The organism is Niallia sp. FSL W8-1348 (genome assembly GCF_038006745.1).
In the GTDB taxonomy this organism is placed as follows: Bacteria; Bacillota; Bacilli; order Bacillales; family Cytobacillaceae; genus Niallia; species Niallia alba.
In genome coordinates, this window is sequence record NZ_JBBOVV010000004.1 from 64388 (window position 1) to 80736 (window position 16349).

General features: G+C 29.8%; 14 protein-coding genes. 11 read left to right on the forward strand and 3 right to left on the reverse strand.

Going from position 1 to position 16349, the window contains the following annotated elements; genetic code table 11:
* Window positions 1-31: 31 nt before the first annotated feature.
* Window positions 32-1015, reverse strand: coding sequence for a Rad52/Rad22 family DNA repair protein (locus tag NST60_RS25160; RefSeq protein ID WP_053215732.1), 984 nt, complete (start codon window positions 1013-1015; stop codon window positions 32-34).
* 376 nt (window positions 1016-1391) lie between these two features.
* Between NST60_RS25160 and NST60_RS25165 the strand changes: the two genes are divergently transcribed.
* The 5 genes from NST60_RS25165 to NST60_RS25185 all read left to right on the forward strand — a co-directional run bounded on the left by NST60_RS25165 (window position 1392) and on the right by NST60_RS25185 (window position 6792).
* The gene (locus NST60_RS25165) at window positions 1392-1631 is read left to right on the forward strand and encodes a helix-turn-helix domain-containing protein (protein WP_040344260.1); all 240 of its coding nucleotides are present in this window, start codon (window positions 1392-1394) and stop codon (window positions 1629-1631) included.
* Window positions 1603-2964 carry a hypothetical protein gene (locus tag NST60_RS25170; RefSeq protein WP_047943232.1) on the forward strand — a complete coding sequence of 454 codons (1362 nt, stop codon included), beginning with the start codon at window positions 1603-1605 and terminating at the stop codon, window positions 2962-2964. Before NST60_RS25165 ends, NST60_RS25170 begins: the two co-directional genes overlap by 29 nt.
* 188 nt (window positions 2965-3152) lie before the next feature.
* Window positions 3153-3446, forward strand: coding sequence for a DUF4258 domain-containing protein (locus NST60_RS25175; RefSeq protein WP_016204952.1), 294 nt, complete (start codon window positions 3153-3155; stop codon window positions 3444-3446).
* A 23-nt stretch (window positions 3447-3469) separates the two neighbouring features.
* Window positions 3470-4732 (forward strand): DUF3854 domain-containing protein, encoded by a 1263-nt coding sequence (locus tag NST60_RS25180; protein ID WP_016204951.1) that lies wholly within the window; start codon window positions 3470-3472, stop codon window positions 4730-4732.
* Window positions 4733-4899: 167 nt separating this feature from the next.
* Window positions 4900-6792 carry a TniQ family protein gene (locus tag NST60_RS25185; protein WP_016204950.1) on the forward strand — a complete coding sequence of 631 codons (1893 nt, stop codon included), beginning with the start codon at window positions 4900-4902 and terminating at the stop codon, window positions 6790-6792.
* Between the two features lie 76 nt (window positions 6793-6868).
* Here NST60_RS25185 and NST60_RS25190 read toward each other — a convergent pair whose 3' ends face one another.
* Window positions 6869-8680, reverse strand: a complete 1812-nt coding sequence (locus tag NST60_RS25190) for a TniQ family protein (protein ID WP_016204949.1) — start codon at window positions 8678-8680, stop codon at window positions 6869-6871.
* Window positions 8681-8742: 62 nt separating this feature from the next.
* Here NST60_RS25190 and NST60_RS25195 point away from each other — a divergent pair, with 62 nt between their 5' ends.
* From NST60_RS25195 to NST60_RS25215, 5 genes are all read left to right on the forward strand, one after another.
* Window positions 8743-9381, forward strand: coding sequence for a TnsA endonuclease N-terminal domain-containing protein (locus NST60_RS25195; RefSeq protein ID WP_053215733.1), 639 nt, complete (start codon window positions 8743-8745; stop codon window positions 9379-9381).
* A gap of 6 nt (window positions 9382-9387) precedes the next feature.
* Window positions 9388-11463: a Mu transposase C-terminal domain-containing protein gene (locus NST60_RS25200; RefSeq protein ID WP_016204946.1), complete on the forward strand. Its 2076-nt coding sequence runs from the start codon at window positions 9388-9390 to the stop codon at window positions 11461-11463.
* A gap of 10 nt (window positions 11464-11473) precedes the next feature.
* Complete coding sequence (locus NST60_RS25205) at window positions 11474-12445, forward strand: TniB family NTP-binding protein (protein ID WP_016204945.1); 972 nt, start codon at window positions 11474-11476, stop codon at window positions 12443-12445.
* Between the two features lie 284 nt (window positions 12446-12729).
* Complete coding sequence (locus NST60_RS25210) at window positions 12730-13188, forward strand: MarR family winged helix-turn-helix transcriptional regulator (RefSeq protein ID WP_016204944.1); 459 nt, start codon at window positions 12730-12732, stop codon at window positions 13186-13188.
* 69 nt (window positions 13189-13257) lie between these two features.
* On the forward strand, window positions 13258-13785 hold the full coding sequence (locus tag NST60_RS25215) for an arsinothricin resistance N-acetyltransferase ArsN1 family A (RefSeq protein ID WP_016204943.1): 528 nt from the start codon (window positions 13258-13260) through the stop codon (window positions 13783-13785).
* Window positions 13786-14148: 363 nt separating this feature from the next.
* On the opposite strand, the gene NST60_RS25220 is transcribed toward NST60_RS25215, so the two are convergent.
* Window positions 14149-14706 (reverse strand): recombinase family protein, encoded by a 558-nt coding sequence (locus tag NST60_RS25220; RefSeq protein WP_016204942.1) that lies wholly within the window; start codon window positions 14704-14706, stop codon window positions 14149-14151.
* Between the two features lie 174 nt (window positions 14707-14880).
* Here NST60_RS25220 and NST60_RS25225 point away from each other — a divergent pair, with 174 nt between their 5' ends.
* Window positions 14881-16344: a SulP family inorganic anion transporter gene (locus tag NST60_RS25225; RefSeq protein WP_016204941.1), complete on the forward strand. Its 1464-nt coding sequence runs from the start codon at window positions 14881-14883 to the stop codon at window positions 16342-16344.
* Window positions 16345-16349 lie beyond the last annotated feature (5 nt).

A 16349-nucleotide genomic window follows, 5' to 3' on the forward strand; every position in this document is an offset into this window, starting at 1 on the left:
AAAAATAACACAAAAGTATTTTTGTGTTTGTTTACGCTGTTTGATGTTCAAACATATTATTTTTTATATCACCTTCAATAAATCCATTGATTTCTTTAATATCTTCTCTGTTCAAACGTATTAAACAAGAATGAAGGCTATCGATTTTCTCTTGTGGTTTTAAAATTCTCACATAATTTAATACATTTTCAACAGGTATTTTATAATGAATACTCATTTTAACTAAGTCACTTACGGGTTTTAAAGTATCATAGTATTTAATTAACTCTTTGTCAGTAGCCTTTTCCTTAATATCTTTTATTTCAACACAATCAGATTTAGTATCAGAATTTATATGATGAAATAACTCCATTGCTGCTCTTGGTTTAAGATTGATTTTATTTATAAATTCTGTGATGGAAATAAAATAAGAATTCCTATTGAAATTGTTATTTCCAGTCTTCTTATCAATTTCTCTTTTTTTATTGTTATTATCGGTAGTACTAGTTGTTTCTTTGTTTTTTCCTTGTTTTTGCTCATTAGGTGGTAAAGCCCAATCAGGTAAACGCGGTGGATCATAATATCCCACTACTTTATTTTTTTTATCATTCAAGTAGATAGAATTATTACTTTTAGTTTCAGAGATTTTAACATATATAGGCTCTAATTTGTATAAATAACGCCCAATACCAAACTGTACAGCAGCTCGCTTCATCGCATTCGATAAACCACCCTTAAAGGCTTCAAAATTAGAAGGTTCAGAACCATCCGATTTGGTAATCCATTGGCCATTAATATAACAACTAAGTTCACAAATTATACCACCGGAGAATTCTACGTATGAGTTTTTCCAGCCGCCAATACCAAATACTTCATCTAGTCTATTTTGAATAGCTCTGTTATTCACGTAAGCTACTACAAAAGCATAAGCTCCGTTGTTACCTTTGTTACTTGTTTGAACTTTCCATTCTATATCATTTTGTGAGAATGGTTGTCTTAATTTGTTAAGAATTTCTTCTGTAGATTGCGTCGTCATTTTTTTCTCTCCCTTTCTTAGAATAATTTATAACTCTTTTACATCGATAAACATAAAAAAGCCTTTGGAGAGATAGGGAAAGAATAGCAAAATGCTATTCTTAAAATCTATCAACCCAAAGGCTGTATGTTTATTTTAGAAACCGCAAATCCAAAAGGATCGCCAAAAAATTAAAAAATATAAAAAAGTTATAATTAAATTATACATTTTGTCTCCAACTGTAACAACTATTAAATAATTCATTCTATATATTTTTTAAAGTCTATGATATACTCTATTTAGATTAATAGTAAACATGAAAGCGATAACCGCTAGTATCCTCTTATCTAAGGGGGTATTAGCGGTTTTTTTTATTTTTTTGGAAAGAAGGGGAAAAATGATGAGAAATTTAAACCAAATTTGTATTGAAGATGATGTTGAAAGACTTATTATTTTGAGGAAACGATTGAAGTTAAATCAATTTCAATTCGCGAAAGAGATAGGCATCAGTAGCAGCTATTTAAGAAAAGTGGAAAGTAGAACAATTCCTTTTCCATTTAAATTCCGAAAAAAAATTGATGAATACTTAAAACAGGAGCATTTAATCTATGAAAAAGGTTCTAACCTCTATAAGTGATGAACAGATCATCGGGGCAATACAATCAAATGATGTAGAAATTGTATTCTATGATTCTAACTTCATTAACCATGAAGAAGAAAATTACATCTTTAATTTGTTAATTATTACTTCAGATGAAATAAACAATCAGTTCCTTACGTCTCTTAAAGTCCATGATATTTACATTTTGGGTAATTCAAATGACAATAAAGCAAATAGGAGAAACATGTATTTCTTTGAGAATGAGGATTCGCTCAGAAAGGCTCTATTCATCTGGCCAAAGAAAGTAAAAAATAATCAAGATAAAGATATTAGTACTTCTGAGAATACACTCAATATGGAGATTCAAGTTGACCAGGGACCTTTACATACTTCAATTACAGGTGAGGCACAAGAAAATAAAATAACTGACTCCATTGAAACTTTTGATTGTAATAATGCACCACCGGTGAATATTAAAGATGATTTCCCATCGACGGAATATCCTATTAGTATTAGTCATTTCAGTACAAATAAAATTGAAGCTATGAGAAAGCAATATGTATACAAAGGGAAACAATACCCACAAAACAAAACGATTGCTGTATGGTCTCCACTTCATCGTATAGGAGTATCGAGTTTTATTCTAAACTTTGCAATATACCTTCAAGAACAAAAAATACAAACAGCTGTTATAGAGGCAATGCAACCTCCAAAATTATCTAGTGTTTTGTCTAGATATGAACCAATGCCGGTTAATTTTCGTTCTTTTATAGAAGTGTTTCATTTAGAAGAATATGAACTTATGGAATTAGATTATCACAAAACGAATTGGCAATATATGGGAGTTCTGTGGCTGCCTATTGGAGAAAAAGATTATGTTTATAACTGGACTGAGGACTTTTTAGAGGTGTATTTTCAATTTTTTCGATATCATGATGTAATTTTAACAGATTTGCCAAGTGGAAAGATGACCGAAGAAACAGAAAAAGTACTTCAAAATATAGATGAACTTTGGGTAATGGTAGACAATTCAATTGTAGATATTTTAATGTGGAAAAAATATATTCACCAATTAAGAGAAAGACATGGAATATCAATGAAATTAATCTATAATCGTAGTTTTCCATTTAGTAAGATTAACTCTTTAGTGAATGGCCTTGAACTCCCGATAATAGGCACCCTTCCGGATCTAACAGAAGAATATATTCGATTACAATATAAAAAGAAGCCTCTTATCTCATTTGATGAAGTAAGGGAAAAAGTAAAAGAGAATTATGAACATCTTATTAAGGCGGGATTTCAATTGGATTCCATATCAAATCCAAAAAAATTGCCTCTCAAAACAATTATCAAAAAACTTTTCCAATGAAGAGGTTGAATAGAACTTAAATAAAGTGCTATGATAAATACATAAATTGTATATATTTTAGTATTTTGTTGCTTTCTTTTTGATAAGCGGTTTAATAATTAATAATAGCGGACTTTGGTTCGTAGTTTTGAGGAGTATTTCTGTCCTTTAACTACATACCAAAGTCTTTTTTTTTGGAGGTGAAGGAGATGAAATTACAAGAAGTAAAAAAAGTACTATTTAGTGGAAAAGGCAAAATCATAATCAGCATTCATACTATGCAGCGATTAGAGCAAAGAGGTTATACCAAAGCAGATATAGTTACTGCCATATTAAATGGAGAAATAGTGGAAAGGCAATCCATTTCAAAAGTTGCAGTACTTGGAAGAGATACTGACGATAATCCAGTGGTTGTAGTAATTGCAAAAGTATCAAATCATCAATTTAAGATTGTTACAACTATGCCACCAATTGATCGTAGTAGATTTAAATATTGTATTTAACAAGACGAAAGAGGAGGATAAGTATGAATTCCTTATATAGAAAAACAAAAGTAAAAGGGTTTTATGAATATTATCGTACTCCTTGTCCTATTTGTGGCAAAACAGGAGCATGCATGACCAATGAAGATAATAGCAAAGTAGTATGCATTCGAGTAGAAAGTGACATTCATTTTTCAAAAAACTCCGCGTTAATTAGTTACTTGCATGTATTAAAAAAAGATAATAGAAATAAAGTGAATGTAAAGGAAATGGCTGAAGAAGTAAATGGATTTCCCAAAAAGGACAGTATCACATTAGATACAATCTATCATGCGCTTTTAGATAATCTAATTTTAGATGATTTTCATTATAATCATTTAACTTCAAATGAACGCAAATTGAGTGATGAACAAATAACTATCAGAAATTATAAATCATTCCCTGATAAGCCGTGGACTATTGTTAAAGCCATTAGCAATGATTTAGGGATAAATGATTTTCAAGGGATACCAGGGTTCTATTTTCAAAATGGTTATTGGAGTATAGCAGGAATGAAAGGAATTCTCATTCCTTACAGAAACCAATATAACCAAATCGAAGGCTTTCAATATAGAATTGATAACCCACCGAATATAGTGGAAGTTAAACTTAATGGGAAAGAATTTCAGGCTAAAGTAATCAAACAGCCAAATGTTGTAGAAGTAAAATATAAAGGAAATATCATATTTCAAGGCGAGGTTCCTCTACAAAAGGAATGGACTACTATTACAGATAATAATGAGTTATTGGGATGGATTAGAGTTAAAAAAGCGAATAGATATTACTGGTTAAGTTCTGCCAATAAACCTAATGGGACAGGTTCTGGTAATCCAGCACCTATTCATGTATCAATTCCTAGTACAAAGTTAAAAAAATGGGTTCCTGGTACTCTTTATAAAGCTAAAACCGTGTGGCTTGGTGAAGGAGCTTTAAAAGGAGATATAGCAGTTGACTTAATGGCTAATCTATATGATCCATTAGAGATAGATCAAATTGGAGATACTTTCATTAGTCTTCCTGGTGTAGGAGCATGGAGGTTAGCAATCCCAGTATTGAAAGAGATGGGGGTTCAAACTATTAATATTTGTTTCGATGCAGATGCTATTGAGAATGTTTATGTAAAAAAACATCTATTGGAGTGTGCAAAGGAATTAAAAAAACAAAAATTTCATGCTAATTTAATTGTTTGGAAAGAATCGGATGGAAAAGGGATTGATGATTTATTATTAAAAAATAAAATCCCTAACATTAAAAGGATTTATTTGTGATTTTTCATAATTCTCCGGAATAATTTCATAATTGACCGGAATAGTTTTTCATAATTATTCGGAATGAAAAATTGAGTAATCTTAAATTGATTTAAGATTACTCAATTATATATTATTATATCTTTTAAACTTATAAGTAAAATAACTTTTTTGGGGGTGATTATTTATTGAACAAAAAATTACTTTGTGTAGTTAAACCTAGAAAAGATGAAAATATCTTTAGTTATATTAATAGATTATCAATTGAAAATATGTATGAAACAAATACATGGATATTAAACGATTCTGATTTTAATCACTATATTGGTCCTCGCAATCTGCTACCATGGAAATTTGATTTTTCATCTTTAATGAATTTAACTGGCTTGTCACTTAATGAATTATTAATAACTACATTTTATAACGAGTTTGATTATGAAAAAGGAAAATTTAAGCATTTTAATTTTACTTTGTATCAAGACAGTTTGATGAATGCTCATGCTAAGGTATGTCCTAGATGCCTTGAAACTGTTGGTATTCATCATAAATTATGGGATATAAGAATTTTTTTAGTATGTCCAATACATAATTGTTTCCTTGTTTCTTCATGTAGTAGCTGTGGAAAACCAATTAAACAATATAGAAAGAAGTTTTATTATTGTAAATGTAATAAGGACTTAAGGACCTTAAAAGTTAAAAATGCTGACGAAAGCAATTCCTTCGTGTCAAGAATCATCTATTATAAATTTAACTCTGATACCAGAAATTTTAAAGAAAGTAATCTAAATTTGTTAACTAAACTTGATCTAAAATATATCTTATTGATTTATCACTTTTTTATAAGATTGTACTATAGAGATAAGAGTAGAGTAGGGAGTATTTCAATTCCATTTGAATATGAAGATAGGGAATTTACTACCTTAATTATGAACATTACAAAAAGATTCGAAAATTGGCCTGTTAATTATTCTGATTTTTTGGAATTGTACAGAAATTTTAAGAAGTGTAAGCCTAAATATGATAGAGGCAGTTATATTAATAACTTTGGCTACTTTTTTATTGATTTATATAATAAGTATAATCATCCTCAAATGGACTTCTTAAGAAATGAATTTGAAAATTATATATTTAAAAACTGGGATAGTTCATTAATTTCAAATAGTAGGAGTTTTAACAAGGATATTTATAGTGCTTATTATCTTTCATTATCACAAGTCGCTAACATGTTAAAATGCAAACATGTTACTGTAAAAAAACTTATAGCTAATGGATTTCTTAAAGCGAGTATTACCAAGGAGAGAGAAGAATTTTTATTAATATCAAGAGAAAGTGTTAATAGATATCTTTCAAATAAAAGATTCTTGGTTAATAGAAAAGTAACAAGTAGTATTTTAAACATATCACTTAACGGTGTGATTTCTTTAGAAAAGACTCTTTTGGAAGTAAAAAGTTCTCCAATCATTAATGGTACTAATGAAGTATTATATGACCGGCGGAAGATTGACCAAATCTTCCGAATTATAGAGAAAAGGTATGAAAGATATTGTTTACAAAGTAATCAAATTTCTTGTAATGAAGAAGAGCTAACAGATATTACAAAGAGTATTAAATATTCAGTAGGCACTAATTTATCCGATATGATTACACTTATAGTCAAGGGGAAAATACGTGTGGTTGATAAAAGAGTGAAAGATACAGGCTTAAAACGATATCTTATTAGAAAAAATGAAGTATGGGAAGAGTCATTAAAAAATAAGTTAGAAACAGGAAAAGGGGTATTATCTCGACTGGAACTAGTTAAATACCTAGGGATAAAAAATAGTCAAATTAGTTTGTTAATCAAATATGGGCTATTAAAACCAACCGAACTAATGGAAAAGCCATATTTTTCAGTAAATGAAGCAAAAAAATACAAAAATAATTATATTAATTTATCTCAGCTTAGTGATCTTGTTTCCCAAGACATTGACTTACTGTTAAACACATTAACTAGTAAAGACATTAGCCCTGTATTAAATCATTTCCAGAATAAATTTAAAATATATAGTAAAAGTGATGTAAAGCTAATTATAGAAGAATAAATATAAAATCTCAGCTTTTTTGAATAATTAATAAAATTCAGTAGATTCAGTCATTAGAAAGCTATTTTAATCTTTATTAGATTATGTTAATTACGCTTTTTAAGAATAATAAGCGTTTACCATCGTTTAATTCAGGTCCTGAAACAGCAATCAATTTCCCCTTATTATATTTTTTTAATATTCTTTTTGTACTAATAGATTTAATCATAGAAATTTGAAAGGTTGTAAAGTACTTGGATTCAAATTTAGTAAAGGAATCGTTTGTAATAGCCCCTGAGCTATTAGTTTTAAGTCTATTTGTACAAATCCAATATTCAATATCCTTTTTCTTAACACCAAACAAGAAGGCAACATCTTTTTGCGATAAAACTCCACTTTGTTTAGCCAGTTTAACAACAATATTTCGAACTATTTTAAAAAGTACTCTTTTTGAAACCAAAGAATTACCCAAAACTTTTTTATCTAATTCGAATGGTAAGCACCCTGCCAACATTGCTTTAATTACAACAAAAGAGTAATGTACACCAACCCACTGAAAGGCTTTATTTAAAATAATTTTTGGTCCAATTATTAGAGTGGTTCTCTGTTGTAACCTTAAAGTGATTTCTTCTAATTTGCCAATAGGGATTTGCCATTGCATTACAGAACCAGTTTGTATGTTAATAGCTGGCCATAATACATTATTGGAAAGTATGTTAAAAGTAACTTTTGGGCTTGTCCGCCAAGTATTCCGTAAGTGTTCTTTTGAAATCGATTCTTTGTAAAGGGACAACCATTTTTCGATTTCAATTTTTTTCACAAAGAAAAATTCCATTTCCTTGAAGTTACACATAAACAGCTGAAAATAATCACTTCTTTTAATTGTATCTTCTTTTAATTTAGTAATTTCACATGCCTTTTTTATACTAATAAATTGATTTGGATAACTATTTGGTAATTGATTCTTAAGTATATAGTTCATAAACTCAGTGTGCAATGGTTCCAAATTAGTGCCAATTAACTTATTAACAGCATTACAAAATAGACGAAAACTATTAAGGTTGTTTTTATTTTTCATCAATCTAATGAATGTATAAAATTGCTTTGGCCAATCCCTCAATAATATGTAAGCGTGTATGTATAAAGGACAAGATTGAATAAGTGTTTTTGATTTTTTTAAACGGCTATTAACAACTGCGTTTCCGCTATATTTAAAACCATCTAATGTTATAATCTCATCAATATTGATTGTTTGTGGTATCCAAGTTGCTAAAAACTCTAATGCATAATAGAATGTCGAAGAATTTGAAATCCAATCATTAATATTAACAGTTTTATCATGGGAGAAAAATTTATCAACCTCTTGTTGATAATTAAATAGAAGAGATAATGTAACATTTTTGGGTTTAGCTGAAGATAAAGGCATCCCACAAACACATTTATCGGAAATAACGGTCTTAATATTTATATCTCTAGAACAATACATACATTTATCAATTAGAAATAATTTGTGCTTTCTACATATAAAACTATATGTAAAACTCCAGTCTAAACGGTGAATCGGTTCCTCTATTAAACATACTGGACAAACCTTTGTTGTTTGGTATGAAAACCAAGGGCACTTAATAGTGTTCTTGGTATAATCTACTCTTAAACCGTGAAATTCTAATAGATAAGTAAAAGTCATACTGTTTGCAAGCTGATATTCGATGCGTAAAAAGTTTGAAGTATCTTTAATATGGTTTTGTTCGCCCCAATTCATTAAATTAACATTAGGCTGATAACCTGTAAATACGGAAAAGTGATCATTAATCCATTTTATGTTATCCATTAAGTTTTCTTTTGCCGTCCTATAAAAGAATCCAGTAAGGCTTTCGTTGTTCTTAGGCTTTAAATAAAAAAGTAACATGATGTTCTTCACCTCAAATATAATAATCTCCAAAAAAATACTCTGGTAAACTAGGTGATAATATGGAACAAGTTAGAAAAATAAAACCATCCAAAAAAGGCAGCTTTAGAGGCTTTATAAATAGCAAAAAGTCTAATGAAATGGTTGCTTGGGAGAGTCTGTTAGAGAAGGACTTCATTAAGGTTTTAGATTTTGATCCTTCAATCATAAAAATTCAATCTCAACCAATAAAAATAGAATACAGATATAAAGGGAAGATATACAAATATTTTCCTGATTTTTTAGTGGAAACTAAGGATAAACAGTATATTATTTTTGAAGTTAAGCCAGAGGATAAGATTAAAGAAGAAGATAATAAAGTTAAATTTGAAGTAGGGAAAATATATTGTGAAAAAAAAGGATGGAAATTCAAAATAGTTACAGAAAAAGATATAAGACAAGGATATCTAATACAAAACCTCGATAAGATTAGAGGAGTCGACGAAAGGTTAACTAAAGAAAGTACAAAAATAAAAATTTATAATTTTATACAAAAAAATGGAAAAAGTAAGATGGAAGATATCATAAAGTTTGATGATAGTATACCTAGTCCAGAAATTTATTCGAATTTATACTATATGATTTATAATCAGCAATTAAATATTGATCTCATAAATGAATTACTCAATGATGAAACTTTTATAGATATTGTGAGGGGATAGTTACTAATGAGTATGTTTGCATTTTTAGCAGGAACAAAGTTAATGATAGATGAAGATAGATATATAGTTAGAAGAGAAATAAATGGAGCAATCGAACTAGAGAATTTAAATTACAATAAAATCGAGATTTGGGATAAAGAACACTTATTAGAAAAGTGGAATAAAGAAGAATTAGTATTCAGAAATAACGATTGGCGCAGCAGTGAATCTGAAATTAGGGACTTTTCATTGCTAGATATAGATTCAGTTAACGAGGCTAAAAGAAGGTATAAAATTATAAAACCAGTGATAGACGGAGAGATACTACCTGCAGAAATTAAGAGTTATTTAGATACGATAGAACCAAAAGTTAGTAAAACAACCTTTTATGAATGGAAGAGTAGATGGGAAAAATATGAAGATATTCGAACTCTTGTAAAAAAGAAGCCTGGTCCCAAAAATCATTATACAAAGGGAGAGATAGTCGAACTAATAGAAGAACTGGTAAATGAATTCCAATATAGTGGTGAAAAGTTTACAGATGAACATCTTTTTTCTGAATTTTCATTAAGAATCGAAGAAATTAACAGATTTAGAGATGATAAAAATAAAATTAAAATAGTATCTCGTTCTACATTTTATAGAAGGAAGAAAACTATAGAAGACAAATTTAGAAAAGAAGAGATTAGGCTTGGTAAAGTTGAAACTGAATTGAGGAAGAAAGGTTCTAGAAAAGAAGTTGTAATTACTAAACCCTTGGAAAGAGTGGAGATTGATTGGACACCTGTCGATGTCTTATTAATTAATCCATCGACACTAAAGCCAGAACGTCCTTGGCTAGTCTATGCAATAGATAAAGCTACCGGTCATCCACTAGGATTTTATGTAACATTTAAGGATGTAAATGCATCTGCGGTGAAACAATGTCTATTACATTCTATTATGCCAAAAACGTACCTGAAAAAATTATATCCCTTAATAGAAAATGATTGGGTAGCATATGGAAAACCCTCTGAGGTAGTATTTGATAATTCAATAATAAATGAATCGTATGATGTTAAGGATACTTGCCAACAGTTAAATATAAATGTTCACTTTTGTAAAGTTGGTGCTGGTTATCAAAAGGGAACTATCGAGAGAGGATTTAGAACACTTAACACTACATGGATTCATACATTAAAAGGAACGACTTTTTCAAATGTTTATGAGAAAGGATTATATGATTCTGTAGGAGAAGCTTGTATAACAATGCAGACGTTTATTTATATGGCTCATCTGGTGATGGTAGATGTAATTGCGAATTCTTATGATAAGAGACGAGGAGGAAAGCCAAAGGATCTATGGCTTAAAGGATTAGTGAATAATCCTTTGCTACAATTACCTATACCACAAAGCAAAAAAGAGCTTAAATTAATTTTTATGAGTGGAATAGATTATAGAAAGATACAAAATAAAGGCGTTGTTATAGAAAACGAATACTATAATAGTAAAGATTTAATGGAACTTAGAGCTAACTTAATTAACGAGGTAAAACACGAAAAGAAAATTGGGTCTGTTAAAGTTCGATATGACTTAGCGGATATGAGATCTGTTTATGTTTATGATAAATTTAAAAAAATATATATTCAAGCAAATAACACATCTCTTGAAAGAAAGGAAATTCCCACGAATTTACCTGTTTATTTGTCTCAGTTAGAACTAGACTCTTCGGTAAGAACACTTGGCGCTAACAAAGATGATGTAACTAATTTAGCAAAAACCATAAGAAAAGTAAAAGAGCTCACAAATTGTGATAAAAAGAAATATAACCAACAAAAACGCAACTTGGAACAGTTGAATAAACGAGATTTGCCTAAGAGTTATAATTATGAAGGTATTTCTTCAATGGGATTAGCGGAACTACAAATAGAAAGTCCTATTGAAGCTGATACAATAGTTGTTCATTTTGATGAACAGAAAGAAAGGGAAAATAAACAGAAAAAATATGCAACTAAAAGTAAAAAAGAGCAATTACAAGATGAAGAAACAATGATTGGGAAAAGTAATAGTGATTATATTGATTTAGACTCATTACCAGATTATGGAGTGAGTTTCAAAAAATGAGGTCATAACGATGAATGAATTATTTAAGCCACTAAAAGGTAAAATTCCTGATGTCAAAGAAATAAAAAAAAGGAAAGAGCACGTTAAAAGTATCATTATTCAATATCCGCGTTATAAAAAAATATTAGATAAAATAGAAGAACACCATCAGTTATCCTTTGGTTCTGTTCAGCCTGATGGTTTATTTATATATGGTGAAACTGGTCTTGGGAAATCTACTCTACTCAAAGAGTATGAAAGTAAATATCCGAGAAAAATTATTGATGGTTTTACAAAAATTCCGATTTTATATTTAACAGTTCCTGTAGGAGCAACACCAAAGTCAGTGGCTTCTAAAATATTGTTGAATATGGGAGATCCAAACTATGATCGTGGTACAGAGAATAATATGACTGTCAGAATATTATCTTTTGTTGAAAAGTGTGAAGTTGAAATGATTATAGTAGATGAGTTTCAACATTTAATTGATAGCGAAAGTAAAAATGTATTAAACAAAGCATCTAATTGGGTGAAAAATTTATCTAATGAAGTTAGAATACCAATATTAGTATGCGGAATGCCTGAATCAAATAAAGTCTTTGTTTATAATGAACAATTAGACCGCCGCTTTTGTGAAAAGCAAAGTTTACAGCCTTTTTCCTACCAATCGAAAGAAGAGGAAATAGAATTTAGAGCGTTTTTAAATGGATTAGATAAGCAACTGCCCTTTCCTGAGCAAGCTTTCTTAGCTGATCCAGTATTAGCAAAGAAGATTTTTTATGCAACTAAAGGAAATCCTTATTATATAAAAAAACTAATAGAAGAATCAACCGTACAGGCTTTAAAAAGTGGGAGTGATTTAATTTCTGAGGATGACTTGTATATTTCATTTAAATCCATTTCATTATCAACAAGACCCTTTGTTATCAATCCATTTAATGATGAGAAATTTAATTTGATTGATGCATTTGAGAAAGAGAAAAGGATGAAAAAATACATATAATAACGCGTAATAAGAAGGTGAAAAATAAATGAACTCGTTTTTACTAATATTAACGCTTTTATAATTGATAAACGTCTAGAACCTTGTTTCATAAGGGATTAGACGTTTTTTATGAGATTTAAGGTTAATAGTAATTAACGCTTAATTTAAAAGTTAACACTCATTTTATTTTAGTGGAGGAGTCTCTTGTGTAACTAAAGGGGGAGTTGAATAAGGTATAAGTTCAAAATATTATTTGACATTATCAATTAATGATGATAACATCTAATTAGAGGCGATAATATATGAAAACACAGGATAAAATTCAAATACGTGAATTGCTCCAGCAATTGGTAAGGGACTTTGGTCTTCTTCAGAAAGACGGATCTGATTGTTGTGGAATTACAGTATCACAAAGTCACATTGTTTATGAGTTAAGTAAGAGCCCAAATGTATCTCTACAGACATTGGCAGAAAAGTTAATGATGGATACAGGGCTTTTAAGTAGACAGGTAAATAAACTGGTTGAACTTAACTTTATTTTAAGAGTTCCAGATCCTAATGATAGAAGGTATGTCCTTTTGTCACTTACGGATGAAGGGGAATTGAAGGCAGAGGAAATTTCCAATCAAATGTTAGAGTATCTAGGTAATATTTTTCAACATATTCAGGAAGATAAACATCAACAGGTAATGGAAAGTCTAAGTTTGCTTCTATATGCAATGAATAAAAACAATGGGCTAGGTAGTTGTGCCACCAAATAAGGTGGCTTTCATTAAATATTATAATTGATAAAGTCAATTAATGTGAAAGTCAATTAAGGAGTTGGAAAAATGATTAGGAAAGTAGAGGAAAGGGATTTATTGGCTATATTAGAGATTTATAATCAAGGAATTGAAGATGGAATAGCCACCTTTGAAGAAGAACTTAAAGACGAAAACTATATTTACAAATGGTTTAATCTCCATAATGGAAGATATTGTGCTTTCGTAGCAACAAACGAACAAGGAGAAATAACTGGTTGGGCTTCCATAAATGCTTATAATACAAGAGCTGTTTACCAGGGTGTAGGAGAACTATCCATATATATACATAGGGGATTTAGGGGGAAAGGAATAGGTCAGCAATTATTACGGGTCTTAGAAGAAGAAGCAAAATCACATGGTTTTTACAAGTTAGTGCTCTTTACATTCCCTATCAATGCTTTAGGTCAAGGTCTGTATCGAAAGCAGAATTATAGGAAAGTTGGATTATTTAAAAATCAAGGAAAATTAAGAGGGGAATTTGTAGATGTAATGATTATGGAAAAATTGCTTTTTGATCAAGATTATTATTTGTTAAAAACAAAGGAGAGTAAATAATATGTCAGAATTCAAAATCGGATTAATTTAGTAATTTTTCCGGAATGATTTGTCATAAATATTCGTAATATAATTGAGTTGTTGTATTAAAATAAAGTTCTAGATGAAAAAAGTTGCTTTTTTACAAAAAGTTCTCAACTGATTTGAAGTTAAATGTAAAATAACTAAATATTTAGTATTATTTCATCTAAGATTAATTAAAATAGACAAAAAATTGGAAAACCTCTGTTCTTAAATTTGACAGAGGTTTTTATATTTTTTCCAATCAATATAAGGAAATTAACAATTATCAGCCAGCACTTGATGTTACCTAAAAATACTTGAAAAAATCACAAATTGGTAGTCACCCAATATAATTTAAGCTTAGGATTTTCCCTCCCAATTTGATAAATATCTGTATAAGCTGGACTTACTAATTCCAGTTGTATTTTGAATTTCTATTAATGAAAACTGCTTACTAATATACATATCAATTGCTTTTTGAATATTACGTAAAGACTTTTTGGGTCTACCTGTATTTTTCCCCTGGTTTTTAGCTGTTTTTATTCCTATTTTAGTGTTTTCACTTATAATATCGCCCTGAAGGTTTATTAGATGTTGTACATATTCATTAAACTTTTCTTCCATTACATTACTCGTATCAATATTCTCTTTAATAAACAAAATATAAGCATCTTTTTCCCTAATAATATTTAATATCTCCTTTAATTTTTTTAATGAATCAGCAATTGTATAAAATTTTTCAACCACAATCTTATCGTGTTTATTTAAGTTTAATAACATCTTTTTAAGTGTAGTTTTATTCTTGTGAGAACTAAGTTCTTCAGTATAGATTACGTTACAATGATAGGTAGTAAGACTTTCTAACTGATCTATACAATTAGGGTCATCTTCAACAGGCCTCATATAACCAATTAACATGTATTAGCCTCCTTAGTTTTTAAGCGTTTAAATAAACCATATCATAAAAATTATTTGAAAAAAAGAACCAAAATGGTTCCATTTTGGTTCTTTTGGTGTTAGACTGTTCAAAGTAAGTTAAAAAAGCTGATTATATATTTATTATATAAAATATTATAACGGAGGTATTTTTTAGTGATTGAAAAAATGAAGAGAGATTGGTTTTCAAATATTCCCGCAGATATTCTATCTGGAATAGTAGTTGCCTTGGCACTGATTCCAGAAGCAATAGCGTTTTCCATTATTGCGGGTGTTGATCCAATGGTTGGCCTGTATGCCTCTTTTTGTATGGCTGTAACCATTTCTTTTGTTGGCGGAAGACCAGCTATGATTTCGGCTGCGACTGGAGCTATGGCATTACTAATGGTGCCATTAGTAAAAGACTACGGTATAAACTACTTATTAGCAGCCACTATATTAACAGGTATTATCCAAGTTGTTTTTGGAGTTTTAAAAATAGCAAAGCTAATGAAGTTTATTCCGAGGGCAGTTATGGTTGGCTTTGTTAATTCTTTAGCTATTTTAATATTTATGGCACAAGTCCCTCATTTTATAGGTATCTCCAATATGACTTATATCTTTGTAGCCATTACATTATTGATTGTCTATATCTTACCAAGATTTATAAAGACGGTTCCAGCACCATTAATTGCAATTGTTTTATTAACAAGTTTAGCAATTTTCTCTGACTTTGATTTAAGAACAGTTGGAGATTTAGGTAATATCACTCAATCGTTACCATCTTTCTTTATTCCTGATGTACCACTTAATTTTGAAACATTAAAGATTATTTTTCCATATTCCATTGCATTAGCTATTGTAGGTTTATTAGAATCTCTTTTAACTGCTTCCATTGTGGACGACATGACTGGAACAGGTAGTAATAAAAATAGGGAAGCTAGAGGGCAAGGAATTGCCAATGTTATTACAGGTTTTTTTGGTGGTATGGCAAGTTGTGCGATGATAGGACAATCCGTTATAAACGTAAAGTCAGGTGGTAGAGGTAGGTTATCTACACTTGTTGCTGGACTATTTCTTATGTTTCTAATTTTGGTATTAGGGAATATAGTAGTCCAAATTCCAATGGCAGTCCTGGTAGGTATAATGATCATGGTTTCTATTGGTACATTTGACTGGTCATCTTTTACTTACCTAAAAAACGCTCCAAAAACAGATGCAGCAGTTATGTTAGTCACTGTTATCATCGTAGTAGCAACACATGATTTATCTATCGGTGTTATAGCAGGAGTTATATTAAGCGCCATCTTTTTTGTGGCTAAAATATCTAAAATTAAGTTGGTTAGGAATGTGAATAACCAGAATATTACTTTCGAGGTAGAAGGGCAGTTATTTTTCGCTTCCGTGGAAGAGTTCGTGGAGCAATTTGATTTTTCTGTGGAGAATAAGAATATTATTATTGATTTCACCAATGCGCACATATGGGATGATTCAGCTGTTGGTGCGATCGATAAAGTAGTGATTAAATATCGAGAAAATCATAACAACGTGACTATTAAAAACTTAAATGCAGCAAGTAAAAAAATCGTGGATAAGTTGGCAGTATTTAACGATCCAAATGCAAAATTATCTGCACACTAAAAAGG